Source organism: Massilia sp. MS-15, assembly GCF_020176695.1.
In the GTDB taxonomy this organism is placed as follows: Bacteria; Pseudomonadota; Gammaproteobacteria; order Burkholderiales; family Burkholderiaceae_D; genus Telluria; species Telluria hydrophila.
The window spans coordinates 91,962-116,414 of the sequence record NZ_JAIWIA010000007.1 but is presented as its reverse complement, the minus strand read 5'-3'; the positions used below and the strand labels follow the sequence as shown (position 1 = coordinate 116,414).

General features: G+C 69.2%; 17 protein-coding genes and 1 pseudogene. 11 read left to right on the top strand and 7 right to left on the bottom strand.

Annotation, left to right across the window (positions count from 1 at the left end):
• Positions 1 to 122: 122 nt before the first annotated feature.
• Positions 123 to 2,786 carry an aminopeptidase N gene (pepN, locus tag LCI23_RS04220; protein WP_224944574.1) on the top strand — a complete coding sequence of 888 codons (2,664 nt, stop codon included), beginning with the start codon at positions 123 to 125 and terminating at the stop codon, positions 2,784 to 2,786.
• Positions 2,787 to 2,797: 11 nt separating this feature from the next.
• Complete coding sequence (locus tag LCI23_RS04215) at positions 2,798 to 3,517, top strand: hypothetical protein (protein ID WP_224944571.1); 720 nt, start codon at positions 2,798 to 2,800, stop codon at positions 3,515 to 3,517.
• Between the two features lie 146 nt (positions 3,518 to 3,663).
• Here the strand turns inward: LCI23_RS04215 and LCI23_RS04210 are convergent, their stop codons facing one another.
• Both LCI23_RS04210 and LCI23_RS04205 read right to left on the bottom strand, forming a co-directional pair.
• Complete coding sequence (locus tag LCI23_RS04210; protein WP_224944567.1) at positions 3,664 to 4,161, bottom strand: hypothetical protein; 498 nt, start codon at positions 4,159 to 4,161, stop codon at positions 3,664 to 3,666.
• A gap of 73 nt (positions 4,162 to 4,234) precedes the next feature.
• Positions 4,235 to 4,633: a hypothetical protein gene (locus tag LCI23_RS04205; protein ID WP_224944564.1), complete on the bottom strand. Its 399-nt coding sequence runs from the start codon at positions 4,631 to 4,633 to the stop codon at positions 4,235 to 4,237.
• A 238-nt stretch (positions 4,634 to 4,871) separates the two neighbouring features.
• On the opposite strand from LCI23_RS04205, the gene LCI23_RS04200 reads away from it, so the two are divergent.
• Both LCI23_RS04200 and LCI23_RS04195 read left to right on the top strand, forming a co-directional pair.
• The gene (locus LCI23_RS04200; RefSeq protein WP_224944561.1) at positions 4,872 to 5,315 is read left to right on the top strand and encodes a thioesterase family protein; all 444 of its coding nucleotides are present in this window, start codon (positions 4,872 to 4,874) and stop codon (positions 5,313 to 5,315) included.
• A 231-nt stretch (positions 5,316 to 5,546) separates the two neighbouring features.
• The gene (locus tag LCI23_RS04195; RefSeq protein ID WP_224944557.1) at positions 5,547 to 6,722 is read left to right on the top strand and encodes a right-handed parallel beta-helix repeat-containing protein; all 1,176 of its coding nucleotides are present in this window, start codon (positions 5,547 to 5,549) and stop codon (positions 6,720 to 6,722) included.
• A gap of 47 nt (positions 6,723 to 6,769) precedes the next feature.
• Here LCI23_RS04195 and arsC read toward each other — a convergent pair.
• Positions 6,770 to 7,114: pseudogene (gene arsC, locus LCI23_RS04190) on the bottom strand (arsenate reductase (glutaredoxin)); the annotation flags it as partial.
• A 177-nt stretch (positions 7,115 to 7,291) separates the two neighbouring features.
• Here arsC and LCI23_RS04185 point away from each other — a divergent pair.
• A complete protein-coding gene (locus LCI23_RS04185) occupies positions 7,292 to 7,924 on the top strand; it encodes a 1-acyl-sn-glycerol-3-phosphate acyltransferase (RefSeq protein WP_224944554.1) in 633 nt (210 codons plus the stop codon).
• A 53-nt stretch (positions 7,925 to 7,977) separates the two neighbouring features.
• Here the strand turns inward: LCI23_RS04185 and LCI23_RS04180 are convergent, their stop codons facing one another.
• Positions 7,978 to 9,630, bottom strand: coding sequence for a SulP family inorganic anion transporter (locus LCI23_RS04180; protein WP_224944551.1), 1,653 nt, complete (start codon positions 9,628 to 9,630; stop codon positions 7,978 to 7,980).
• A 78-nt stretch (positions 9,631 to 9,708) separates the two neighbouring features.
• A complete protein-coding gene (locus LCI23_RS04175) occupies positions 9,709 to 11,175 on the bottom strand; it encodes a GGDEF domain-containing protein (protein ID WP_224944542.1) in 1,467 nt (488 codons plus the stop codon).
• Positions 11,176 to 11,348: 173 nt separating this feature from the next.
• Between LCI23_RS04175 and LCI23_RS04170 the strand changes: the two genes are divergently transcribed.
• From LCI23_RS04170 to LCI23_RS04150, 5 genes are all read left to right on the top strand, one after another.
• The gene (locus LCI23_RS04170; RefSeq protein WP_224944536.1) at positions 11,349 to 12,314 is read left to right on the top strand and encodes an SDR family oxidoreductase; all 966 of its coding nucleotides are present in this window, start codon (positions 11,349 to 11,351) and stop codon (positions 12,312 to 12,314) included.
• Positions 12,315 to 12,328: 14 nt separating this feature from the next.
• Positions 12,329 to 13,429 (top strand): Ku protein, encoded by a 1,101-nt coding sequence (locus LCI23_RS04165; RefSeq protein WP_224944535.1) that lies wholly within the window; start codon positions 12,329 to 12,331, stop codon positions 13,427 to 13,429.
• 3 nt (positions 13,430 to 13,432) lie between these two features.
• Complete coding sequence (locus LCI23_RS04160; RefSeq protein WP_224944534.1) at positions 13,433 to 13,669, top strand: hypothetical protein; 237 nt, start codon at positions 13,433 to 13,435, stop codon at positions 13,667 to 13,669.
• 55 nt (positions 13,670 to 13,724) lie between these two features.
• A complete protein-coding gene (locus tag LCI23_RS04155; protein WP_224944533.1) occupies positions 13,725 to 15,179 on the top strand; it encodes an App1 family protein in 1,455 nt (484 codons plus the stop codon).
• Between the two features lie 90 nt (positions 15,180 to 15,269).
• Positions 15,270 to 16,733, top strand: coding sequence for a catalase (locus LCI23_RS04150; protein WP_224944531.1), 1,464 nt, complete (start codon positions 15,270 to 15,272; stop codon positions 16,731 to 16,733).
• Positions 16,734 to 16,762: 29 nt separating this feature from the next.
• Here the strand turns inward: LCI23_RS04150 and ligD are convergent, their stop codons facing one another.
• On the bottom strand, positions 16,763 to 19,414 hold the full coding sequence (gene ligD, locus LCI23_RS04145; RefSeq protein ID WP_224944529.1) for a DNA ligase D: 2,652 nt from the start codon (positions 19,412 to 19,414) through the stop codon (positions 16,763 to 16,765).
• A 135-nt stretch (positions 19,415 to 19,549) separates the two neighbouring features.
• On the opposite strand from ligD, the gene LCI23_RS04140 reads away from it, so the two are divergent.
• The gene (locus tag LCI23_RS04140; RefSeq protein WP_224944527.1) at positions 19,550 to 20,497 is read left to right on the top strand and encodes a D-2-hydroxyacid dehydrogenase; all 948 of its coding nucleotides are present in this window, start codon (positions 19,550 to 19,552) and stop codon (positions 20,495 to 20,497) included.
• Between the two features lie 2 nt (positions 20,498 to 20,499).
• Here LCI23_RS04140 and LCI23_RS04135 read toward each other — a convergent pair whose 3' ends face one another.
• On the bottom strand, positions 20,500 to 24,417 hold the full coding sequence (locus LCI23_RS04135; RefSeq protein WP_224944524.1) for a two-component regulator propeller domain-containing protein: 3,918 nt from the start codon (positions 24,415 to 24,417) through the stop codon (positions 20,500 to 20,502).
• Positions 24,418 to 24,453 lie beyond the last annotated feature (36 nt).

Below are 24,453 nucleotides of genomic sequence, written 5' to 3'. Positions count from 1 at the left end.
CGCGCGGGGAGGTACATATCTTCTACAAACTGATATGTATGTGGTGTAAATGACAGCGCGGCCATGCTATTCTTGCGCGATTATTCTTATCGCGCACGATGCTGCGCCGCCCTGGAGACCACGTGAAACAGTTCGCCCCCCGCGTGATGGCCTGCGCCATCGCTTCCGCCTTCGTCCTTGCCGCCACCACCGCGCAGGCGGCCCCGGCACCGGCCCGCGCCGAGCATGCCTACCTGTCGCAGGCCGACGCCATGGCGCGTTCGGCGCGCGTGTCGAACGTGGACTACGTGCTCGACTTCACCCTCACCGGCAAGGAAAGCTTCGCCGGCACCACCACCGTCAGCTTCGACCTGAAGGACACCGACACGGCCCTCACGATCGACCTCGACAAGGCCACCATCAAGTCGATGCGCGTGAACGGCCAGGCCGTCACCCCGGTCTACAACAACTGGTTCGTCACCCTGGCGCCGCAGGACCTGGCCAAGGGCCGCAACACCGTCACGATCAGCTACGAGCGCCCGCACAGCACCAATGGCGAAGGCCTGCACCGCATGGTCGACCCGGTCGATAAGCGGGTCTATACGTATTCGCACTTCGAGCCGGCCGCCGCGCACCAGATGTTCGCCGTGTTCGACCAGCCCGACCTGAAGGCCACCTACACCGTCACCGTCAACGCGCCCGCCGACTGGCACGTGATCACCACCACCCGCGAGTCGGACGTGGCCGATGCCGCCGGCGGCAAGCGCTGGACCTTCCCGCGCACGAAAAAACTCAGCCCCTACAACTTCTCGCTGCACGCCGGCCCCTACCAGGTGTGGGAAGACAAGAGCGGCAAGTATCCGATGCGCCTGTTCGCGCGCCAGTCGGTGGCCGCGCAGGTGACACCGGCCGACTGGTTCCGCTACACCAATGCGGGCCTGGCCTTCTTCGACGACTACTTCGGCATCCCCTACCAGTTCGAGAAATACGACCAGCTGCTGGTGCCGGACTTCCTGTACGGCGCGATGGAAAACGCCGCGGCGATCACCTTCGCCGAAGGCGGCTTCCTGTACAAGTCGGCCATGACGCCGGCCCAGAAGGCCAGCCTGGCCGAAGTCATCATGCACGAGATGGCGCACCAGTGGTTCGGCGACCTGGTCACCATGAAGTGGTGGAACGGCCTCTGGCTGAACGAAAGCTTCGCCTCCTTCATGGCGACCCTGGCCACCGCCGAGGCCACCGAGTTCAAGGACGCCTGGCAGTCCTTCTACCAGCAGGACAAGCAGGGCGCCTACGCCCAGGACCAGCGCGTCTCGACCCACCCGATCGAAGTGCCGGTGCCCTCCTCGGCCAACGCGTTCGACAACATCGACGCGATCACCTATTCGAAAGGCGCCTCGACCCTGAAGCAGCTGCGCCACATGCTGGGCGAGGAAACCTTCCGCAAGGGCGTGCACAACTACCTGGTCAAGTACGCGTGGCAGAACGCCAGGCTGGAAGACTTCATCGGCAGCCTGGGCCAGGCGGCCGGGCGCGACCTGGGCAAGTGGACCCAGGACTGGCTGTACCAGGCCGGCGTGAACACCATCAGCGCCAGCTACAGCTGCAGCGCCGGCAAGATCAAGGATTTCGCGCTGCTGCAGACGGCGCCGAGCAAGGCGCTGCCGACCCTGCGCGAGCAGCACGTGCAGGTGGCCGCCTTCAAGCTGGAAAACGGCAAGCTGGTGCTGGCCAAGAACGTGCCGGTCACCTATGCCGGTGCCAGGACCAGGGTGCCGGCCATGGCCGGCGCGGCCTGCCCCGACCTGGTCTATCCGAACTACCAGGACTGGGGCTTCGTGAAGGTCAACCTCGACGGCCGCTCGTTCCAGACCGCGCGCAGCACCCTGGGCAGCGTGGACGACCCGCTGCTGCGCGCCATGCTGTGGCAGGCCTTGTGGGACGGCGTGCGCGACGCCAAGCTGCCGCTCGACGAGTTCATCGAGGTGGCCCTGGCCAATGCGCCACAGGAAAAGGACTACACGCTGCTGGGCGACGTACTGGGCAAGGTGGGCAGCGCCAAGTACTACATCGACGCCATGGGCCTCGACGCCGGTCCGCACCGCGCCTGGGCCCGGCGCACCGGCAAGGCGATGGAAGACATGGCCTGGCGCGGGGTCGTGGCGCACAAGGGCGACGAGAACTTCCAGCGCCGCTGGTTCAGCACCTACCTCGGCCTGGCCAGCAGCCCGGAAGCGCTGGCGCGCCTGGCCGGCATGCTGGAGGGCAAAGGCACGGAGGGCTTGCAGATCGGCCAGGACCAGCGCTGGTCCATCATCAAGCACCTGAACCGCTACGCCTTTCCGGGCGCCGATGCCCTGCTGGCGGCGGAAAGCGCGCGCGACAAGTCCGACACCGGCCAGGCCGCCGCGCTGGCCGCCACCGTGGTGCGTCCGGATCCGAAGGTGAAGGCCGAGTGGCTGGCCACCATCGAAGACCTGCAGACCAAGCTGCCGTTCTCGCGCGTGCGCACCGCCATGGGCAGCCTGTATCCGAACGAGCAGAGCGCCCTGGCCGAACAGAGCGCGGCCGCGCGCCTGGCGAAGCTGCCGGCGATCGACAAGGCGGCCGGCCCGGTATTCATGCGCAGCTACGCCGGCACCATGATCCCGTCCGGCTGCACGCCGCAGAGCGTGCAGCGCCTGCAGCGCGCCGCCGACAGCATGAAGGGCTTGAGCGCCGGCACCCGCCGCGCGCTGCTCGACACGCTGCAGGAAGACCAGCGCTGCGTGGCGATCCGCAAGACCCTGGGCACGCCGAAGTCCTGATCCGGCGCCCGGTGCTGCTGCCCTACCGGCGCTCCCACCCCGGCTGGCCGCTGCTGGCCACGCTGGGCGTGCACCTGCTGCTGGCCTGGAGCTGGCGGATCGCCCATCCGCCGGTGCCGGCGCTGGCGCCGGAAGGCCGCACCGAGCGGCTGATCGAACTGCTGGCACTGCCGGCGCCCGCGCCGGCGCTGCCGCGCGCGCGGCCCGCACCGTCCCAGCGCGCCAGCGCGGCCCCGCGCCGGCCTGCCCCAGCGCCGGCACGGGTCCCGGAGCGCGACGAGGAAGAGGCGGTGGCGCCGGCCGTTCAGGCTCCGGCGGCGGCCGATCCCTTTGACGACACCGCACAGCCGGCGTCCCCCTCGGTAACAGCCGGCGACCTGCTCGGTACGGCCAGGCGCGAAGCCGGCCGCATCGATCGCGAACTGCGTAACGGCAAGCCGGGCATTCCCGATGCGCCGGACACGGCCTGGGCCCGCTTCCAGGGGACGCTGGAGGGCGCCCACAAGGACCGCGGCCTTGGGGTGACGAGCCAGACCTATACGGCGCCCGATGGCCAGGTGATCTACCGCTTCATGCGCGGCGGGAAGTTCCGCTGCCGGGCCGGCGGCGGTGTGCGGCCGAAGATCGGCGGCGCGGTGGGCGGCGGCGCCGAGTTGTTCGACGTGCGCGGCGGCGAAGGTAGCGCGGGCGAGGTGCGCTGTCCGAACCATGTGGAGTGGAAGAACGACTAGGCACGTCCAGGAGGGGCGTGCAAAAGGCATGCATGGCCCAGGGCGTTCAGGATGCGTCGGCTCAGGCCCTCACCTTCGATACATCGCACGCATCAAGGGCTTCGCGTAAGAAACGCGCGAACCCTTCAATGTCTCTTTACGACACTTCATGGCCAGTCCGGATCCTGATCCGCTTCGTTGACAATGCGCGCGTCGTCGGCGAATTCGGTACCGGCAAGATCCTTCTCGACGACCGCCCTGGCAAGCGCGAAGTCAACGACATGGCTACAGACCTCCATCGTGCCGCTACCGATGCTGCCTCCGTCGCACATCCCCAAACCTGTCCATCCCAAGGTCTCGCTCATCCGGTCTTCGAGCCGATGCCGTTTCTCGACGTCGTCGGCTGAACCCATGCCATCGACAGCGTATTGAATCAGCAAGCTGTGGTGATCCTCCAGGTCGATGGGACGAAACCCCAGCGCCAGCGAACGATCGATTTCTTGTTGAATCCTCGTCCCGGCCTTGGCGAAAAGCGATGTACGAACGATCCTGGATGCGCCGCGATCGCCGAGTTCGCCCCAATGAACGGTGTGGCAACCACGACTGTCCTCCCAGGTTTCCCAATATTCCTGTTTGCCGTTGGCAAATCGATATAGCTTCAGCACAGGTCTTCCTTTCGGCTGTGGACGGACAGAGCGGGAAGACGCAGCGCCTCCCTGCATGCGGCTGTCGTCCAGCTCAGTCCGGGTCATCCTGCAACGGGCCCTTGAAGCTGGCAGGCCTGGGCACCAGCTTGCGCCGCGCCTTGCGCAGCAAGGCCGACATCTGCGGGGCCCCGTTCGTGCCGCGCAGGAAACGGGATTGCAATGTCCGCGCGACGTAGTCACCCAGCGCAGCGTCCGGAATCTTGCACCAGGTGTTCCGCGCCGTTTTCCGGATGAGCGGATCGGCCCCGTCCAGCATGGCCGCCGCCCTGGCCGTTGCGGCGTCCTGTGCATGCCTCAGGGCCCGGTGCGTCAGCGCCTTCCTCTTGGCGATCGCCTTGCGGCTCCGGGCGCGCGACTCGGCATGGGTGTTTCTGCGGTCCTTTTCATAGCGCAGCACTTTCTTTTCCTGCGGTGTCAGGAAGCGTTTCATCGTATTTTTTCCTGGTCGCCCGACATGGCGTTCGGGCTGGGTCGTGCCCCTTGAACCGCCGGGGACGGGGAGGCATGGGCGCGCCTGCGCAACCCATAGTATGGGGCCAGGTGGCGCCATGGGCGAACCTCCTTGCGTCCGCGGCACGGTGCCCTGGCTGATCCGCCGACGCCGCAGCACGTACAATGGCGTCCTGGCGGCAGCGCCGCCTTCCGATTCGCTTTGACAAGGACACCGCTTGGACTGGGACTACCCGCATCCATTCACCCTGCCCGTCACGCCGGGCGCCACCGATATCGACGGCCTGGACCATACCAACAATGCCGTCTACGTGCGCTGGTGCGAACAGGCCGGCTGGGCCCATTCGCAGCGCCTGGGCCTGACGCTGGACGACTACCGCCGCCTCGACCGCGCGATGGCGATCCGGCGCGGCGAGTACGACTACCTGCTGCCCACCTTCGCCGGCGAGGCGCTGACCCTGGGCACCTGGCTGGTGGGCGGCGACGGCAAGCTCGCGATGGAACGCCGCTTCCAGCTGCGCCGCGACAGCGACGGCGCGACCGTGCTGCGCGGGCGCTGGGACCTGGTCTGCATCGAGATCAGCAGCGGCCGGCCGCGCCGCATGCCGGCCGAGTTTCTCGAGACCTACATGCCGGCGCTCGCGCAAAACGCCGACGGATAGGGCAAACGGGAGCGCGTACCTGGCGTATTGAGAACGCTCAAGGGAGAGATTGAGCAAGGCGTCCCCGCTCCCCCTTGTGCCGGGTCAAACTGGCCGGGTCACGTCCTCCGCCCCGAGGGAAAGATGCGCCACCCTGCCAACGCCCCCCACCCCCTTGCCCGCACAGCGCCGGGCACCCAGGATGCACCGCTTGCGCCGCGATGGGCCACGCAGTGGTTCCTGCCCTGGTCCATGCTGTGCTCCACCTTGTGGGCCATCCTGCTGGCGATCCTGCTCGCCAGTTGCAGCCTGAACGAGAGCGCCCAGGAAGACCTGGTGATTCCCGAACTGGTGCGCACCCACCTGTACGTCTCGCCCTCGGGCTCGGACAGCAACCCCGGCACCCGCGACGAACCCTTCCGCACCCTGGGCCGCGCCGCCCAGGCGCTCACCCCCGGCACCACGGTGCACGTCGCCCCCGGCACCTATTTCGGCGGGGTGCGCACCAGCATCCACGGCACGGCGGAAGCGCGCATCGTATTCGAATCCACCGAGCGCGGCGGCGCACGGCTGGTGCCGCCGCTCGATTCGCGCCAGCCTGCGGCCTGGGACAACCGCGCCAACTACCTCGACATCATCGGCTTCGAGATCGACGGCAGCCAGTACCAGAGCGGCATCAAGTGGCTGAGCGGCATCTACAACGGCGGTTCGCACAACGGCATCCACCACAACACCGTCCACCACATCGGCAACGACGTGCCCTGCGAAGCCAGGGGCGGGGCCGGCATCGGCATCGACAGCTACTACAAGGGCATCGATGCCGAAGTGACGGCCAACCGGGTGTACGACATCGGCCCGCCCGACTGCCGCTACATGCACGGCATCTACGTGAGCGCCAGCGCCAGCGTGCGCGACAACATCATCTACCGCGCCGCCGGCGCCGGCATCCACCTGTGGCACGACGCCAGCCATGTGACGATCCGCGGCAACACGGTCGTCGGCTGCGGCACCGGCATCGTGGTCGGGGCCGGCGACTTCTACCACAGCAAGGGGCCGAACGAGCACACGCACACGGTCAACAACATCGTGTACGACAATGGCTACGGCATCCTGGAACAGGGCGCCACCGGGAGCAGCCTCAGCTATCGCAACAACCTGGTATTCCAGAATCCGGGCGGAGACTGGAAGCTGCCGCCAGGACGCCAGCACAGCGGCACGGTCAGCGCCGCGCCCCTGTTCGCCGACTACGGGCGCACGGTGGCGGCGCCGGATTTCCGGCTGCAGCCGGGTTCGCCCGCGATCGGCAAGGGCGCGCCGGCGCCGGACGGCGATGCGATCGCGCTGCGGCCGCCCCGTCCCACCGATATCGGCGCGGTGCCCTACACGGAGGCCGAACCGGCGGGCCTGCCCTCGCCCGCAGCCAGGTAGCGCAGCGGCGGCAGCGGCGGCGGCATGGCGCGGCCGGTCAGGGCCTAGAGGATCTCGTGCACCAGTTCGAAAGGACGGCACAGGCGCACGCCCTTGGGCGTGACCACGAACGGCCGGTTGATCAGCACCGGATGCGCGAGCATGGCGTCGAGCAGGGCCTCGTCATCGACGCCAGGCTGGTCCAGCCCGAGCTCGGCGAACACGGCTTCCTTGCTGCGCACGGCGTCGCGCACCGCGAGGCCGGCGGCGGCGAACAGTGCGCGCAACTGTTCGCGCGAAGGCGGATTGGCCAGGTAGTCCACCACCGTTGGCACATGGCCTGCCTGCTCGATCGCGGCCAGGGTATTGCGCGAGCTGCCACAGCGCGCGTTATGATAAATCGTGATATCCATTCCAAGATAACCCGTCAATATTGATAATATGGTGGCGGCATCATAACCACAGCGAATCGTCGACGCCAGTATTTTCCCTTGTTCCAGGGCTTGGCTCACTATAGAATTCCTCGCCTAATTTTTCTGCAGGCACAAAACCTGCTGAAAATACAAGAACCTGATTGCGACGGAGACACGATGAGCGACCACCTGCTGCGCCCCGCAGCCCTGCCCACCTGGGGCCAGCGCACCGCCTTGCGCCTGCTGAACCTGGCCGGCTGGCAGCTGCACTACAAGCCCCTGCCGGGTCCGCACGGGATCGCCGTGGTCTACCCGCACACCTCGAACTGGGACTTCCCGATCGGCCTGCTGAGCAAGTGGGCACTCGGCCTGAAGTTCCGCTGGGTGGCCAAGGATTCGCTGTTCCGCGGCCCGATGGGCAGGCTGATGCGCTACTGGGGCGGCATCCCGATCGACCGCCGCGCCTCGATGGGCGCCACGCGCCAGCTGGCCCAGACCATGCTCGCCGCACCCTGGTGCTGGATCGCGATCACGCCGGAAGGCACGCGCGGCTACCGTCCGCACTGGAAGAGCGGCTTCTATCACCTGGCCCAGACCGCCAAGGTACCGCTGCTGCTGGTCTACATCGACTACGGCAGCAAGGTGCTGAGCCTGGTCGATACCCTGGAACTGAGCGGCGACACCGAACGCGACATGGCCGCCATCGCCGCCGTCTACGAAGGGCGGCGCGCCCTCTATCCGGAGAAGGCAGCCCCGATCAAGCTGGCGCCGCCGCGCGACCCATCCGAACCGCAGCGCCGCCGCGCCTGAGCTTGCTGGTTCCTGGCGTACGCGTCCAGCGTCCTGCGTCCTGCGTCCTGCCTTCAGCGTCCTTCCCGGGCCAGCTGGTCCCACGCCACCGCCGCGCTCAGGAACACCCGCCCGTTCAGCGCCGCCAGCAGGGTGCTGTCCCTGAGCCGGTCCATCACCGGCCCTTTCACTTCCGCCAGGTGCAGCAGCACGCCGCGCCGGCGCAGCGAGGCATTCAGTTCGCCCAGGCCGAACAGGGCCGAGGTGTCGATCGCGTTCACCGCCGACAGCACCAGGACCAGGTGGCGCGTGTCCGGCTGGGCCGCCAGTTCGTCCTCGATGCGCGCATTCACCGCTTCCACGTTGCCGAAGAACAGCCCGGCATCGATACGCAGCATCAGCAGGCCGGGCGCGGTCTCGGTCGTGTAGCGCTCGACGTTGCGGAAATGCTCGCTGCCTGGAATCCGCCCCAGCACCGCGATGTGCGGACGGCTGGCGCGCCAGATCAGGGCCCCCATCGACAGTGCCAGGCCCACCACCACGCCCGCCTCCACGCCCAGCACCAGCACGCCGGCCGCGGTGGCCAGCAGGGCGGCGGCGTCGGCGCGGTCGTAGCGCCAGGCGGTGTGCAGGGTGGACAAATCGAGCATGCCGAGCACGGCGATGATGATGGTGGCGGCCAGCACCGGCAGCGGCATCAGGGCCAGCCAGCCGCTCGGCACCACCAGCGCCAGTCCCAGCAGGGCCGCCGTGACGATGCTGGCCAGCTGGCTGTTGGCGCCGGCCGCGAAGTTCACGGCCGAGCGCGACATGCTGCCGGTCACCGGGAAGCCGCCGCTCAGGGCGCTGCCGAGATTCGCCGCGCCCAGGGCCACCAGTTCGCGGTTGCTGCCCAGTTTCTCGGCACGCTTGAGCGCCAGCGCCTGGGCGCCCGACATGCTGATCAGGAACACCATGAAGCCGATCAGGAGCGCCGGCTGCAGCAGCGCCTGCCAGTGGGAGGACGACGTCGCCAGGTTCAGCCCCGGCAGGCCGGCCGGCACGGCACCGGTGGTGGCCACGCCGCGCGCCTCCAGGCCGAGTCCGGCCACGAGGGCGACGCCGCCGAGTACCACCAGCATCGGGGCCAGCTTGGCGCCGATGTCGGCCGCCACCGGCGCCAGGCCGAGGCGGCGCAGGGTGCCGGCCAGGTAGCGCCGCGCCCACAGCAGCGCGAGCAGCGCGCCCAGTCCCAGCGCCGCGCTGGGCCCGTGCGGCGCGTCCGGCCAGCCCGGCTCGCTGCTGCCCAGCAGCGGACGCAGCTGGCCCCAGGCGATCAGCAGCGCCGAGCCGATGGTGAAGCCGCTCATCACCGGACGCGAAAAGAAGTTGGCCAGGAAGCCGATGCGCAGCAGCCCGCAGGCCAGCAGCACCGCGCCCGACAGCAGGGCCAGCTGCGCGGCCAGCACCCCGTACAGCGCGCTGCCGGGCGCGGCCAGCGGCGCCAGGGTGGACGCGGTCATCAGCGAGATGATCGCCATCGGCCCCACCGACTGGGTGCTGCTGGTACCGAACAGCGCGTACAGCACGGGCGGCACGATGCTGGCGTAGATGCCGACGACCGGCGGCAAGCCGGCCACCAGCGCATACGCCATGCCCTGCGGGATCATCATCATGGCCACGACGATGCCGGCGCTGATATCGCCGGGCAGCATCGCGCGCCGGTAGTGCTGCAGCCAGTGGAGCATGGTGGGGTCTACCTGGAAGGACGGAGTCGAAAAAGGCGCTAGCCTAGCACAGCGGGCGCGGTCTGCCGCCCCCCTCCTTTACTGCATCGCCAGCTCGACGCAGTTGCGCCCGGCCCGCTTGGCGCGCGCCAGCGCGGCATTCACGCGCACCACCAGCGAATCGGCGCTCTCGGTCTCGCCCAGCTGGGCCACGCCCAGGCTGACGGTGACGTGATCGCACCCCGGGATCACGGCGTCGGCGATGGCGGCGCGCAGCTTCTCGGCCATCCGCAGGCCGTCCACCGCGCTGGTGTGCGGCGCGATCACCTGGAAGTCCTCGCCGCCCGTGCGCACCAGCACGTCGCTCGAGCGCAGCAGCGCGCGCGCGGTGGCGGCCACGGTGCGCAGCACGATGTCGCCGACCGGGTGGCCGTAGGCATCGTTGACATTGCGGAAGCGGTCGAGGTCGAAGGCGATCAGGGCCAGCGGCAGGCGGTAGCGGCGCGCGCGCCGGATCTCGCCCTCCAGCAGGCATTCACCATGGCGCCGGTTGGCCATGCCGGTGAGCGCATCGCGGGTGGCCAGCTCGGTCACCCGGCCCAGCAGCGCCTCGTTCTCGCGCGCCAGCTCGGCCGTGCGCAGGCCGAAGGCGGCCAGCTGCGCCAGGTCCGACAGCGTGGCCAGCTGGGCGCGGCCGAAACGCTGCGCCACGCCGAACATCAGGCACAGGGCGCCCCGCGGCGCGCCCGGGCCGGCGCCCGGCAGTGGCAGCCCGAGCACCATCCGCACCCCGTGGCCGCGCAGGGCCGCCGCCAGTTGCGGGGCGTGCGCCTTGTCGGGGTCGTCGAGCAGCACGGTCTCGCCGCTGGTTGCGGCCAGCAGGCCGGGAAAGGCATGCTGCAGCGGCGCCACGCGGGCGCTGCCGTCGACGATGGCCTGAAGGTCGATCCCGGCAGCCGACGGCGCCGCCCCCTGGGCCCGCAGCCGCGGCTCCGGCCCGCCCCCGGTCCCGAACAGGGAGGCATGGCACACGCCGGGCCAGCCCAGCAGCGCCGCGCACAGGCGCGCGCCAAAGCGGGCGCCCTCGTCCGCCACGTCCGCCTCGGCCAGCGCCGCCTGCGCCGCCGCGCGCACCGCCAGCAGTGCGCACGGGTCGGCGGCTTCCGCTTCCGGCACCCCGGCGCGCAGGAAAACGCCGAGCTCGCGCCGCAATGCCTCCGGTGCGAGTGGTTCGATCAGATAGGACAGCGGCCCGTATGCCATCAGCGCCGCCAGCCAGCGCGCGCCCGCAAACGGGCACAGCACCAGCACCGGCGCGCCGGCACGCGCCGCGACCAGCTCCCCAAGCGCGGCCAGGTCGATGCCGATCTCGAAGCCGTCCAGGTCCAGCACCAGCAGGCTGTCCGGGGCCTGCGCCAGCAGGCGCGCCGCATCGCCCGCGTCGCCGGCCAGGCGCAGTTGCGTGAACAGGCCGGCGCAGGCTTGCGCGAAGGCGGCGCGGCGTGGCGCGGCCGGATTGAGGTACACGCCGCTGAGGGGACGCTGTACGCCTTCCTGCTCGGACATCCAGGCTCCTTTCGTCGGGGTGGGCCAGGGGTGGAAAACGTTGGGGAGTTTGCCATAAAGACACAGGCTGGGATAGCGAAGAATTGTCGCCGAGTGTGTGGAAGCGCACCGTCGGCAAGCCCGCCCGCGTTGAATACTCACCCGGTCGATGGCAACGATCACGGGAGTGGAAGATGGCGAACGAAGAGGATGTGGCGAACAGGCAGAAGGCGATCCAGAACCGCCAGGACCAGCGCGACGGCAGCATGCAGAAAGGCGGCGGCGACGAGCCGGTCCAGACCGGCGTGCGGCAGCCGGCGCCGCCCATGCCCGAGCAGCACCTGGCCAAGCCCGGCATCGAAGCGCAGATGGCGCTCAAGCCGAAGTTCATGGCCGAAGGCTACAAGGGCAGCGGCAAGCTGGAAGGCATGGCGGCGATCGTCACCGGGGCCGATTCCGGCATCGGGCGCGCGGTCGCGGTGCTGTTCGCGCGCGAAGGCGCCGACGTCGCGGTGATGTACCTGAACGAGCACGAGGACGCCGAGGAAACCCGGCGCTGCATCGAGGCCGAGGGCCGGCGCTGCATCACCATCGCCGGCGACGTGAAGGACGCCGCCTTCTGCAACGAGGCGGTGGACAAGGTGGTGGCCGAATTCGGCCGCCTCGACGTGCTGGTCAACAATGCCGCCTTCCAGGAACATGCCGGTTCGCTGCTCGACATCACCGAGGAGCGCCTCGACGAGACCTTCCGCACCAATATCTACGGCTACTTCCACATGGCGCGCGCCGCCCTGCCTCACCTGAAGGAAGGATCCTCGATCATCAACACCGGTTCCGTCACCGGGCTGAAGGGCTCGGGCAAGCTGCTCGACTACTCGGCCACCAAGGGCGCGATCCACGCGTTCACGATGTCGCTCGCGGCCAGCGTGATCGACCAGGGCATCCGCGTCAATTGCGTGGCGCCCGGGCCGGTCTGGACCCCGCTGAACCCGGCCGACCAGTCGCCGGAACAGATCAAGGAATTCGGCGCGAACACCACCTACAAGCGTCCGGCCCAGCCGGAGGAACTGTCGCCCGCCTACGTGTTCCTGGCTTCGCCCGTGTGCTCGGGCTACATCACGGGCGTGATCCTGCCGGTCACCGGCAAGGTCGGCGAATAAGGAAGGAGCAGCCTATGCCGCGCAGCATGTGGAAGGGTGCGATCAGCTTCGGGCTGGTGCACATCCCCGTCGATATGTACCCGGCGGTCGACAACAAGGGACTCGACCTGACCATGCTCGACCGGCGCGATTTCTCGCCGGTCGGCTTCAAGCGCTACAACAAGGGCAACGGTAAGGAGGTGTCCTGGGACGACATCGTCAAGGGCTACGAATACAGCAGCGGCGAATACGTGGTGCTGTCCGAGGAAGACCTGCGGCGCGCCAACCCGGAGGCCACCCAGACCATCGACATCGTCGCCTTCGTCGATGCCGCCGACGTCTCGCTGCTGTATTTCGAGCAGCCCTACTACCTGGCCCCCGGCAAGGGCGGCGACAAGGTGTATGCGCTGCTGCGCGAGACCTTGCGCAAGGCCGGCAAGATCGGCATCGCGCGGGTCGTCATCCGCGTCAAGCAGCACCTGGCCGCGCTGGTATGCGTGGGCGACGTGATCGTCATGAACACGCTGCGCTACGCCGACGAGATCCGCGACGCGGGCGAGCTCAAGATTCCCACCGCGCACGACAGGAAGGCCGCCATCACCGACAAGGAACAGCGGATGGCGATGGCGCTGGTGCAGGGCATGGCCGAGGACTGGGAGCCGGAGCAGTACCACGACACCTACCGCGAAGACGTGCTGGCCCTGATCGAGAAGAAGGTCAAGGCGCACCAGACCAAGACCATCACCATGCCGGAACCGGGCGAGCAGAAGCGCGAGACCGGCAAGGTGATCGACCTGGTCTCGCTGCTGCAGGCCAGCCTGGGCAAGAAGCCGTCGAAGGCCGCGGCCGACGGCGAGGACGACGACGACGAACCGCCGCCGTCCAGGAAACGCCGTCCCGCCGCCGAACAGGACGAGGACGGGGAAGCAGCGCCGCCACGGGCGCGCAAGAGCGCCGCGCACGGCACCGACCGGGTCGCCGCCAGCGGCGCCGCGCCCAGGCGCAAGAGCGCCAGCAAGGCCGCGGCCAAGCCGGCAGCGAAGCGAGTTTCGACAGTGTCGAAAACGAGCGTAACCGCCGCCAAGTCCACCGGCGCACCATCGACGGCCGCCCCGCGCCGCAGGAAGGCGGCGTGACGGATGGATGAATTCATCGACTTTCTCCAGTGGCCGGCGATGCTGGTCACCCTGTTCGCCGCCTACCTGATCGGCTCCAAGCGCGCCGAGCGGCGCGTGTTCGGCTTCTGCATGTTCATCCTCAGTAACGTCCTGTGGATCATCTGGGGCATCCACGACGAAGCCTGGGCCCTGATCGCGCTGCAGGCCGCGCTGATGGCGACCAACGTGCGCGGCATCTTCAAGAACGAATCCGGCTAGCGCGGATCGCCGCCGGGAGCGATACTTGCCATCACCACCACCCACGACCTGCGCCATGCCAGCTACCTCCCTGCCCTTCCTCGTACTGAGCCGCGCCGGCTTCGACGACATCGCCGCCCGCGTCGACCTGGGCAAGGCCAGCCTCTTCCTCAACCCCGGCCTGCTGACCGAAACCGAGATCGCGCGCCTGCGCGAGCGCGGCACCGCCGTACACGTGATGGCGACCACGGTCGACCCAAGCAAGGCGCAGGACGTGCAGCAGGCCCTGCTCCTGACCCGCAACGAGGCCGGCGGCATCTGGGTCGAGCGCAGTGCGCCGCGCAGCGTACCGGCGGCCACCGACCAGCTGCGTCCCCTCGATACGGGCGTCGTCCCGGCCACCCCGTTGCGGCGCCGCCTGGCGCACGGGGCCGGGGCGCTGGCCGGCGCCGCCCTGGCGCGGCTGCGCACTCCCGGGCGCGGGCGGCGCCTGATGGTCTTGCCCTACCTCGGCTTCGGCAACATCGGGCGGGTCTGGGTCAAGGGCCGCCTGCTGGACGAAGCGGACTTCCGTGAACAGGACAGCGCCGACAGCGGCTGGCAGAACCTGGTCGCCCTGTACCGGCGCCTGGAATCGGACGAAGTGGCCGGCGCGCGCGTGCTGGCCCATTTCGGCGGCGCCACCCACGCCACCGAGACCGACGGCGGCGGTTACTTTGCCTTCGACTTCGTACCGCCCGCGCCGCTGGCGCATGGCTGGCACGAGGTCGAGCTCGAATTCCCCGACAGTGCCGGGCCGGACGGCGGCAGGCTGCGCGCACGCGCCGGATTCAAGGTGGTGGCGCCGGGGGCGCGCTTCGGCATCATCAGCGACATCGACGACACCGTCCTGTGGACCAATGTCACCAACAAGCTGAACATGGCGCTGATGCTGGCGCGCAGCAACCACCACACGCGCAAGCCCTTCAAGGGCGTGGCAGGCTTCTACCGCGCGCTGCGCGACGGTGCCGGCGGCAACGAGGACAATCCGCTGTTCTATGTGTCGAGCAGTCCGTGGCACCTGTACGGGCCGCTGGTGGAGTTCCTGAAGCTGCAGGACATTCCGCTCGGCCCCCTGTTGCTGCGCGAACTGAGCGTGCGCCAGGTGCTCAAGATCGGGGAACATGGCAGCCACAAGCTGGAACAGATCGAGCGCATCCTCGGCTTCTATCCGGAGCTGCAGTTCGTGCTGATCGGCGACAGCGGCGAGCAGGATCCGGAAATCTATACCGAGATCGTGCGCCGCCACCCGCAGGCGGTGCGCATGATCTACATCCGCAACGTGAATCCGGATCCGGCCCGCATCGACGCCCTCGACGGCCTCATCGCCGAAGTCAGCGCCACCGGGGTGCAACTGGTGCTCTCGCCCGACAGCGTGTTCGCCGCGGCGCACGCCGCGGCCGAGGGCCTGATCGCGGTCGACCGCCTGGCGCAGGTGCGCTCGGACAAGCGCGAGGACGACCTGGCGCCGCCCACCAAAGCTGGATTATGAAAAACTATCAAGCCGATATAATTAATTATATTTATTAATTTCCGGTGCAACCATAGAATCTCCCTATCAATATTTCCAAGGAGATTCAGAATGGCCCAAACCCGCCACACTACCGCGTCCGGCATCCCGGTTGCCGACGACCAGAATTCGCTCAGTGCCGGGCCGCGCGGCCCGCTGCTGCTGCAGGACTTCCACCTGATCGAAAAACTGCAGCACTTCAACCGCGAGCGCATTCCCGAGCGCGTGGTGCATGCCAAGGGTTCGGGCGCCTACGGCACGTTCACGGTGACCCACGACCTGCGGGCGTTTACCAGGGCCAAGCTGTTTTCCGGGACCGGCAAACAGACCCCGGTATTCCTGCGCTTCTCGACCGTCGGTGGCGAAAAGGGCAGCGCCGATACCGAGCGCGACCCGCGCGGCTTTGCCCTGCGCTTCTATACGGAGGAAGGCAACTGGGACCTGGTGGGCAACAATACGCCGGTGTTCTTCATCAAGGATCCGATCAAGTTTCCCGACTTCATCCACACCCAGAAGCGCGACCCGCAGACCAACCTGAAGTCGGCCAACATGATGTTCGACTTCTGGAGCCACGCGCCGGAAAGCCTGCACCAGGTGACCATCCTGTTCTCCAGCCGCGGCACGCCGGACGGCTACCGCCACATGGACGGCTTCGGCAGCCATACCTACAGCCTGGTCAACGAGGCCGGCGAGCGCGTCTACGTGAAGTGGCATTTCAAGACCCGCCAGGGCATCCGCAACCTGAGCGCGGCCGAGGCCGTGCGCCTGGCCGGCAGCGATCCGGACCACGCCGGCCGCGACCTGTTCGAGGCGATCGGGCGCGGCGCTTTCCCCCAATGGGACGTCAAGCTGCAGGTGGCGACCAGCGCCCAGCTCGCCGAATGGGAAGCGCGCACCGGCTGGAATCCCTTCGACCTGACCAAGGTCTGGCCGCATGGCGACTTCCCGCTGCTGCCGGTGGGCGTGCTGGAACTGAACCGCAACCCCGACAACTACCATGCGGAGGTCGAGCAGGCCGCGTTTTCGCCAGCCAACGTGGTGCCGGGCCTGGGCTATTCGCCCGACAAGATGCTGCAGGGCCGCCTGTTCGCCTACCACGACGCCCAGCTGTACCGGGTCGGCGCCAATCACCAGCAGCTGCCGGTGAACGCCCCGCGCTGCCCCTTCCATAACGGACAGCGCGACGGCGCGATGGCGTTCACGAACGGCGGGGCCGCGCGCAACTACGCCACCGTCGATGCCGGGCGCAGCGGCGCCTTCGGCATGGGCCACGGCGAGCCGGGGCTGGCGCTCGACGGGGAAGCAGGCCGCCACGACCCGCGCGGCACGGACGACGACACTACCCAGGCCGGCAACCTGTTCCGCCTGATGGTGACGGGCGAACGCGAGATCCTGTGCGACAACCTGGCGGCCGCCCTGGCCGGCGTGGACGAGGACATCCTGCTGCGCCAGCTGCGCCAGTTCGACCGCGCCGATCCGGGCTACGGACACGGCGTGCGCATGGCGCTGGTGGCGCGCGGGCGCCACGCCGGCTGACCGGCAGCGCCGGGCGGCGCCGGGCGCCGCTACTCCTCGAAGCCGAGGACCTTCATTGCACGGGTGATCCCCTTGGCGGCTTTTGCATAGCCGGCCCAGGGGGCGTTGCCCTTGTCCAGCCGCGTGTGCACGTTGGCCACGGTCCACTGCGTGCTGGACTTGAGCCGCGTGAGTTCATCCCATTCGAGCGGCACCGAGATACCCATGCCGGGCCGCGCGCGTGCCGCCCAGGCGCAGATGGTAGTGGCGCCGCGTCCGTTGCGCAGGTAGTCGATGAAGATCTTGCCGACCCGGTTCCTGGGTCCGCTCTTGAAGGCGAAGCGCTCGGGCAGCGTGGCCGCCAGGTGGCGCACGATGGCCTGCGAGAAGGCTTTCACGGTGTCCCAGCCGTACTCCGGCCTGATCGGCACCACCACGTGCAGGCCCTTGCCGCCGCTCGTCTTCAGGAAGGCCGGCAGCCCCAGTTCGTCGAGGAAGGCATGCATGATCTGCGCCGCCTCCTGCATGGCGCGCCATTCCACGCCCTCGCCCGGATCGAGGTCGAACACCATGCGGTCCGGCGTCTCGTAGCTTTTCGCCAGCGCGTTCTGGGTGTGCAGCTCGATCGCGTTCCACTGCGCCAGCGACAGCAGGCCCTCGACGCTGGCGACCTCCAGCATCGGTGGATTGTCCGGGTCGAGCGCCGGATCCATCTGCTTCACGCCGGGCAGTTTTTTCACGTCCGCATGCTTCTGGAACACCAGCTCGGCGCCGATCCCGGCCGGGGCCCGCACCAGGGTCAGCGGCCGGCGCTTCAGGTGTTCCATCATCAGCTCGCCCACCAGCGCGTAGTAGCGGATCACGTCCAGTTTCGTGATCCCGGTGGAAGGATCGACCACGCGTTCGGGATTGGTCACGCGCAGCTTGTCGGGCAGCTTGCCGTGCAGGCCGGGAGGTGGCGGCGAGACCGGCGCGTCGGCCAGGGCCGGCTTCTCGACCTCCTCGACCGGGCGCGGCTCCTCGCGCGTGATGCCCCTGGCCGGCTTGTCGCTGCGCAGGCCCTGGAACACCGGATGGCGCACCGCGCCGGTACTGGTCCATTCCGAGAAGCTCACTTCGGCCACCAGCACCGGTTTGACCCAGTGGTGCTGGCGCCCGGGTACGGCGCGCGGCGGAAAGGGGCTGTCGTCGCTGCGCAGCGCTTCCAGGCGTTCCTTCAGGTCCATCAGGGACGCGTGGTTGAAACCCGAGCCCACATTGCCCGCGTAGCGCAGCACGCCCTCGCGGTCGTAGGTGCCGAGCAGCAGCGAACCGACGCCCTTGCGCGAACCCTTCGGGTCGGTGAAGCCACCGATCACGAATTCCTGGCGCAGGCCGCACTTGAGCTTGATCCACTCGGGCGAGCGCCGCTCCACGTAGCGCGAATCGCGCCGCTTGCCGATCACGCCTTCCAGGCCGATCTTGCAGGCGGCCACCACCAGCTGGTCCGGGTCGGTGCCGAATTCGGCCGAGAAGCGCACCTTGTCCGACTTCGCCTTCTTCAGGACCTGTTCGAGCGCGGCGCGCCGTTCGACCAGCGGCACGTCGCGCAGGTCGTAGCCGTTGCAGTAGGGAGCGTCGAACAGGAAGTACACGATGTCGGCCGTGCGCACGCCATCGAAGGCCAGCTGCAGCAGGCCGAAGTTCGGCTTGCCCTGCGCGTCATGGACCACGATCTCGCCGTCGTACCAGCCGTCCGGCAGCCCCATGCGCACCAGTTCCTCGTGCAGCGGCTGGAGCCTGTCGGTCCAGTCGTTGGCGTTGCGCGTGATGAGCCGCACTGTTCCGCCCTCGACCCGGGCCAGCATGCGGTAGCCGTCGAACTTGACCTCGAACAGCCAGTTTTCCGGATCGTGCGGCGGGGCGTCGACCAGCGTTGCCAGTTCCGGCGTGAAGTGTTCCGGCAGCGCGGCCGGTTTCACGCCGTCCGGCAGCGCGGGCGCGCGCTTTGCGCCGGATTTTGCGCTGGACTTCGCGGCGGGTTTCGCGCCAGACTTCGCCGCGGATGCCGCGGACGGCCTGGCGGCCGCGCGCTTGCGGGCCGGCTTGCTCCCTTCTTCGGCGCTCGCCTGGGCCTTCAGCGCCGCCACCCTGGCCCGGGCGCGCCTGGGCATCGGCAGCTCCTTGACGCTGTCGGGCATCTCGTCCACCACCGAGAATTCCTCGGCCGGGCGCGCGTATTCGTCGTTCTCCTTGATCAGGAGCCAGGCTTCCTGGCGCTCGCCGGCGCGCGCCTTCATCCGCACCAGCGCCCATCTCCCGCGCATCTTGTGGCCGTGGATGGCGAACTTCAGGCTGCCCTTGCGGTAGCCCTCCTGCGGGTCGCCCACCGGCTCCCAGGTGCCCTTGTCCCAGATGATCACCTTGCCAGCGCCGTACTGGTTCGGCGGAATCGTGCCTTCGAAGTCGGAATACGAGATCGGGTGGTCCTCGACATGCACGGCCATGCGCTTGTCGTGGGTATCGTAGCTGGGCCCCTTGGGCACGGCCCAGCTCTTCATGGTGCCGTCCAGCTCGAGGCGGAAATCGTAGTGCAGGCGGCTCGCCCAGTGTTTCTGGATGACGAAGCTGAGCGCATCGGGACTGGCCGTGCCGCCTTCGGCGGGCTCGGACGTGATGTCGAAATTGCGCTTGGCCTTGTACAGTTTGAGCGCGTCTGGCATGTGGCACCTCCCGGCGATCGGCGTGCCGCCAGTGTAGGCCGGGCCAGCGGGGCGCGACTGTACGCCAGCTAACCCAGCCCGCGCCGGCGGCCGCGCCGCCGCTACAATGCGGTTTTCCCCCGCCGCGAGGCCGCCATGCACCGTATCGTCTTCCTCGACCGCGACAGCCTGCAGGCCCGGCTACGCCCGCCCGCCTTCGTCCACGCATGGCGCGACCATCCCAACACCGCCGCGGACCAGGTGGTGGCGCGCCTGCAGGGGGCCACGGTGGCGGTCACCAACAAGGTGCCGCTGCGCGCCGGGGACCTCGCGCGCCTTCCCGACCTGAAACTGGTGGCGGTGGCCGCCACCGGCACCGACCACATCGACCTCGCGGCCTGCCGCGCGGCGGGTATCACGGTCGCGAACATCCGCGACTACTCCGTGGTATCGGTGCCGGAACACTGCTTCGCCCTGCTGCTGGCCCTGCGCCGCAACCTGCGTGCCTACGCGGCCGACGTCGAGGCCGGGCGCTGGGAGCGCTCGAACCGTTTCTGCCTGCTCGACCACCCGATCGGCGACCTGGCCGGCAGCCGCCTCGGCATCGTCGGCTACGGCGCGCTCGGGCGCCGCGTGGCCCAGCTGGGGCGCGCCTTCGGGATGCGGATCCTGGCCAGTTCGCGCTCGCCGGTCGCCGACGGCGACGTGGTCCAGCTGCCCCTTGGCGAACTGCTGGCCGCCAGCGACGTCGTCAGCCTGCACTTGCCGCTCAGCGCCGAGACCCGCCACCTGATCGGGGCAGCCGAACTGGCCCGCATGCAGCCGCACGCGCTCCTGATCAATACCGCACGCGGCGGCCTGGTGGACGAGACGGCGCTGGCCGAGGCCCTGCTGGCCGGACGCATCGGCGGCGCCGGCTTCGACGTGCTCGCGCAGGAACCGCCCGATCCGGCCAATCCGCTGCTGCGCCTGCGCCTGCCGAACTTCCTCCTGACCCCGCACGTGGCCTGGGCCAGCGCGGGCGCCATGCAGACCCTGGCCGACATGCTGGTCGATAACATCGAGGCCTGGGCCGCCGGCCAGCCGCGCAACCTGGTGGCCTGAACTCAGCGCCGGGCAGGCTCTGGCGGCGCAGGCGGCGTCTCCGGCGCGAGCGCCACCAGCGGCAGCTCGAGGATGAAGGCGGCGCCCTGGCCGGGCGTGCTCTCCACCCGCAGCGTGCCGCCCAGCAGGGTAGTGACGATGTTCCAGCTGATGTTCAGCCCCAGGCCGCTGCCGCCCTGCCCCATGCGGGTGGTGAAGAAGGGGTCGAAGATGCGCGCCAGGTGCTCCGGCGCGATGCCGCGTCCGTCGTCGCGGAACACGATGCGCACCGCCGCGCCATCGAGCTGCGTGGCCGACAGCAGCATGCCGCCGCCCGGTCCTGCGAAGGCATGCGCCAGCGCGTTGTTGATCAGGTTGATCAGCACCTGGCCGAGCGGGCCGGGGAAGCTGTCCATCACGATTCCCGCTGGCAGCGCCAGTTCGAGCCGGTGCCCGGCCAGGCGCACCGTGTTCATCATGGTGGCGACGATCTCCTGGCAGGCCTGGGCCAGGTCGAAACGGCGGCGCTGGGCGCTGGCCTGGTCGACCGACACCTGGCGGAAGCTGCTCACCAGTTCGGCCGCATTGTGCAGGCTGCGCATGATCAGGGCCGATGCCTCGCGCGAGGCCGCCACGTAGTCGGCCAGGTCGGAACGGCGCAGGCTGGCGCTGTCGAAGCGCGCCGCAATGTCGCCCGTGCGCTCCTGCAGGGTACTGGCCATCAGCAGGCTGTTGCCGATCGGGGTGTTCAGCTCGTGGGCCACGCCCGCCACCAGCGAGCCGAGCGAGGCCAGCCGCTCCTGGGCCGCCAGCTGGGCCTGGGTATCCTTCAGCTGGCGGTAGGCGCTGGCATTGTCGAGCGCTACCGCGGCGTACGCGGCCAGGGTTTCCAGCATGTCGAGGTGGACCTGGCCGTAGGCCGCGGCGGCCGGGCTCAGCACGCAGAGCGCACCCAGCACCCGCTCGCCCACCATCACCGGCACCGCCAGCAGCGAGCCCGGCGCCAGCCCGGCGCGCCAGGCGCAGGGCAAGGCCTGGGCCAGCGCTTCGTCCGCCGCCAGCTCCGGCAGGCAGGCGTGCAGCGCCTCCCGCACCGAATAGCCCTGGCCCGCGTGCACCTCGCGCGCCTGGGCGATCACCCAGGCGGCCAGGTAGCGGCGCGGATCGTCCGGTACTTCCAGGCCCGGACAGCGCACACCGTCCACCACCACGAAGGCATAGTCCAGCGTGGCGCGCTCCGGCTGGCGCAGCACCACCGTGAACAGGCCGGCGTCCATCAGCGCGCGCACCTGCTCGTACAGGGCACGCAGGATCGCTTCCTGGTCCAGTTTCGCGGTGAGCGCGCGCCCGATGTCGGACAGCAGGGCGATGTTGCGGTGCGCCTGCTCCACCACTTCCTTCTGTTCCTCGACTTCGCGCTTGCGCCGTTCCACCGATGCGTTCTGGCGCCGCAGTTCCTCGGTGCGCGCGCCGACCTCGCGCTCGAGGAGCAGCTTCTGCGCCACCAGCGCCCGCACCCGTAGCCGGTAGCCGGCCGTGGCCAGGGCCAGCACGGCCAGCACCGCCAGCGCACGGAACCACAGGGTCTTCCAGAACGGCGGCGTGATGCTGATTTTCAGCGTCGCCGGGTGCTCGCTCCACACGCCGTCCTTGTTGCTGGCCCGTACCCGGAAGGTGTAGTCGCCCGGATCGAGGTTGGTATAGCTGGCGAAGCGGCGGCGGGCATCGGTGTCGACCCAGTCGCGGTCGAAGCCGTCGAGCTGGTAAGCGTAGCGGTTGCCGTCCGGGTCAGCGTAGTGCAGGGCCGCGAACTCGAGCGCGAAGACCGAATCGCGGTGCGACAGCGTCAGGCTGGCCTGGCCGTCGATGTCGGACGTGGCGCGCGAGCGGTTCATGACCAGGAAATCGGTGATCACGACTTCCGGCGCGTAGGGATTGTCGCGCACCCCGTCCGGCCGGAACGCACTGAGGCCGTTCACGCCGCCGAAATAGAACTGGCCGTCGCTGGCGCGCAGGCCGGCGCCGACGAAATAGGAACCGTCCACCAGGCCGTCCTTGGCGGTGTAGTTCTTGGCCAGGCCGGTGGCCGGGTCGAGCCGGGTAATGCCGTTGGTGGTGCTGGCCCAGATCTGGCCGCCGCCGTCTTCCAGCACCGCGCCGATCGGCAGCGCTTCCCGGGAGGCGGTGAAGGGATAGAAGCGGAAGCTGGCGCCATCCTTCCCGTATTGCATGCGGTGCAGGCCGCCGGCCGTGCCGACCCACAGTTCGCCGCGCGCCGATTCCATCAGGTAGTAGACCCGGCTGTGGCGCAGGCTGTCCGGCCGCGACGGGTCGTGCCGGTAGCGGCTGAAGCGGCCGCTGGCCGGGTCGAAGCGTTCCAGGCCGGTCTCGGTGCCGATCCAGACGATGCCCTGGTGGTCTTCGAGGGCGGCGAAGCCATAGTTCTCGCCCAGGCTGGCGGGATTGGCCGGGTCGTGGCGCCAGCTGCGCACCTGGTCCTGGCCCGGCCCGAGCGCGGCCAGGCCGCCGCGCGTGACGATCCACAGCGTGCCGCTGCGCCCGGCGTGCAGGGCCTGCACATAGTTGGCGCCAGGGCTGGCGCCGAGGGCCACGTGGCCGTAGTTGCCGGCGCCGTCGCGCCAGACCAGGCCGGTCGGGGTGCCGATCCAGGTGCGCCCGTGCTGCCAGGCCAGCGCGCTGACCACCTCGCCCGGGGCGTCGCGCCGGCCGATGCGTTCGATCGGCCCGCCCGGCCGCGCCATCCGCATCAGGCCGTCGCCGGTGGTGCCGATCCAGAGCGCGCCGCCCGGTTCCTCGGCGATGGCGCGTACCCGGGCCCGCCCCAGGCCCTCGTTGCCGCCGTAGCGCGCGAAGCCGCCGCTGGCCAGGTCGGTGCGGCTGAGGCCACCGAACATGGTGCCGACCCACAGGGTGCCGGTACGGTCGACCAGCATGCTGGTCACCTGGTTGTCGGACAGGGTGTGCGGGTCGGCGCGGTCGTTGCGGTAGCTGAGGAAGCTTCCGCTGGCCGGGTCGAGCCACTTCAGGCCGCCCATGTCGGTGCCGACCCAGAGCGTGCCGCCGCCGTCGTGGTACAGGGCATTGATGCGCAGCTCGCCCAGTCCTTCCTCGCCGCCGATGTGGCGCCGCTGCGGCTGGGCGAACGGCGCGCCATCGGCCAGGCGCCATGCTTCCAGGCCGGCCGCGGTGCCGACCCACAAGGTGTCGCGCGGTCCCATCGACAAGGCCAGTACGGTATTGCGCTGCAGGTCGACGCCATCGACATCGATGTGCTCGAAGCGGGAAGCGCCGGGCGCCAGTCGGTCGAGGCCGGCCGCGGTGCCGATCCACAGGTTGCCACGCCTGTCCAGCGCCAGGGCGTTGACACGGTTGTCGCGCAGGGTGCCGGGGTCGGCCGGATCGTGGCGGTAGCTGCGCATGCGTCCACTGTCCGGATCGAGGTGAAGCAGGCCGTCTCCGGTGGCCAGCCACAGGCCGCCGCCGGCGGCCGGCTTGATCGCGAGCACGGCCGGGTTGGCGGTGCGCGCGGCCGGCACATGCCGGATGAACTTGCCGCTGGCCTGGTCATAGCGGGTCAGTCCGCCCTTGGTGCCGAACCATAGCCGCCCCTGCGCATCTTCGTGGGAAGCCAGCACGTAGTTGTCGGGGATGCTGCCGGGCCGGGCCGGATCGTTGCGGAACACGGTGACCCGGTAGCCGTCGTAGCGGTTCAGTCCGGCCTGTGTGCCGAACCACATGAAGCCGCGCCGGTCTTGCAGGATGGTCAGCACCGACTGCTGCGACAGCCCCTGCTCGATCGACAGGCGTTCGAAGCGCAGGCTGCGCGGGCTTGCCAGCGCGCTTGCGCTGCAGATCCAGATCAGGATGAGCGCACCCAGCAGAGTGCGCAGGGCTTGGCGTCGCGGCGTGCGGGAAAACATAGGACTCCAGTGTCGATCCAACCCGCCTAATCTACC

Excerpts from the sequence above, each read along its gene's own strand:
- LCI23_RS04175 (WP_224944542.1), bottom strand. The coding sequence starts at position 11,175 with ATGTCCGAGCAGGAAGGCGTACAGCGTCCCCTCAGCGGCGTGTACCTC.
- ligD (WP_224944529.1), bottom strand. The coding sequence starts at position 19,414 with ATGCCAGACGCGCTCAAACTGTACAAGGCCAAGCGCAATTTCGACATC.
- LCI23_RS04135 (WP_224944524.1), bottom strand. The coding sequence starts at position 24,417 with ATGTTTTCCCGCACGCCGCGACGCCAAGCCCTGCGCACTCTGCTGGGT.
- LCI23_RS04205 (WP_224944564.1), bottom strand. The coding sequence starts at position 4,633 with ATGAAACGCTTCCTGACACCGCAGGAAAAGAAAGTGCTGCGCTATGAA.
- LCI23_RS04165 (WP_224944535.1), top strand. The coding sequence starts at position 12,329 with ATGCCGCGCAGCATGTGGAAGGGTGCGATCAGCTTCGGGCTGGTGCAC.
- LCI23_RS04170 (WP_224944536.1), top strand. The coding sequence starts at position 11,349 with ATGGCGAACGAAGAGGATGTGGCGAACAGGCAGAAGGCGATCCAGAAC.
- LCI23_RS04140 (WP_224944527.1), top strand. The coding sequence starts at position 19,550 with ATGCACCGTATCGTCTTCCTCGACCGCGACAGCCTGCAGGCCCGGCTA.
- LCI23_RS04160 (WP_224944534.1), top strand. The coding sequence starts at position 13,433 with ATGGATGAATTCATCGACTTTCTCCAGTGGCCGGCGATGCTGGTCACC.
- LCI23_RS04180 (WP_224944551.1), bottom strand. The coding sequence starts at position 9,630 with ATGCTCCACTGGCTGCAGCACTACCGGCGCGCGATGCTGCCCGGCGAT.
- LCI23_RS04155 (WP_224944533.1), top strand. The coding sequence starts at position 13,725 with ATGCCAGCTACCTCCCTGCCCTTCCTCGTACTGAGCCGCGCCGGCTTC.
- LCI23_RS04185 (WP_224944554.1), top strand. The coding sequence starts at position 7,292 with ATGAGCGACCACCTGCTGCGCCCCGCAGCCCTGCCCACCTGGGGCCAG.
- LCI23_RS04150 (WP_224944531.1), top strand. The coding sequence starts at position 15,270 with ATGGCCCAAACCCGCCACACTACCGCGTCCGGCATCCCGGTTGCCGAC.
- LCI23_RS04195 (WP_224944557.1), top strand. The coding sequence starts at position 5,547 with ATGCTGTGCTCCACCTTGTGGGCCATCCTGCTGGCGATCCTGCTCGCC.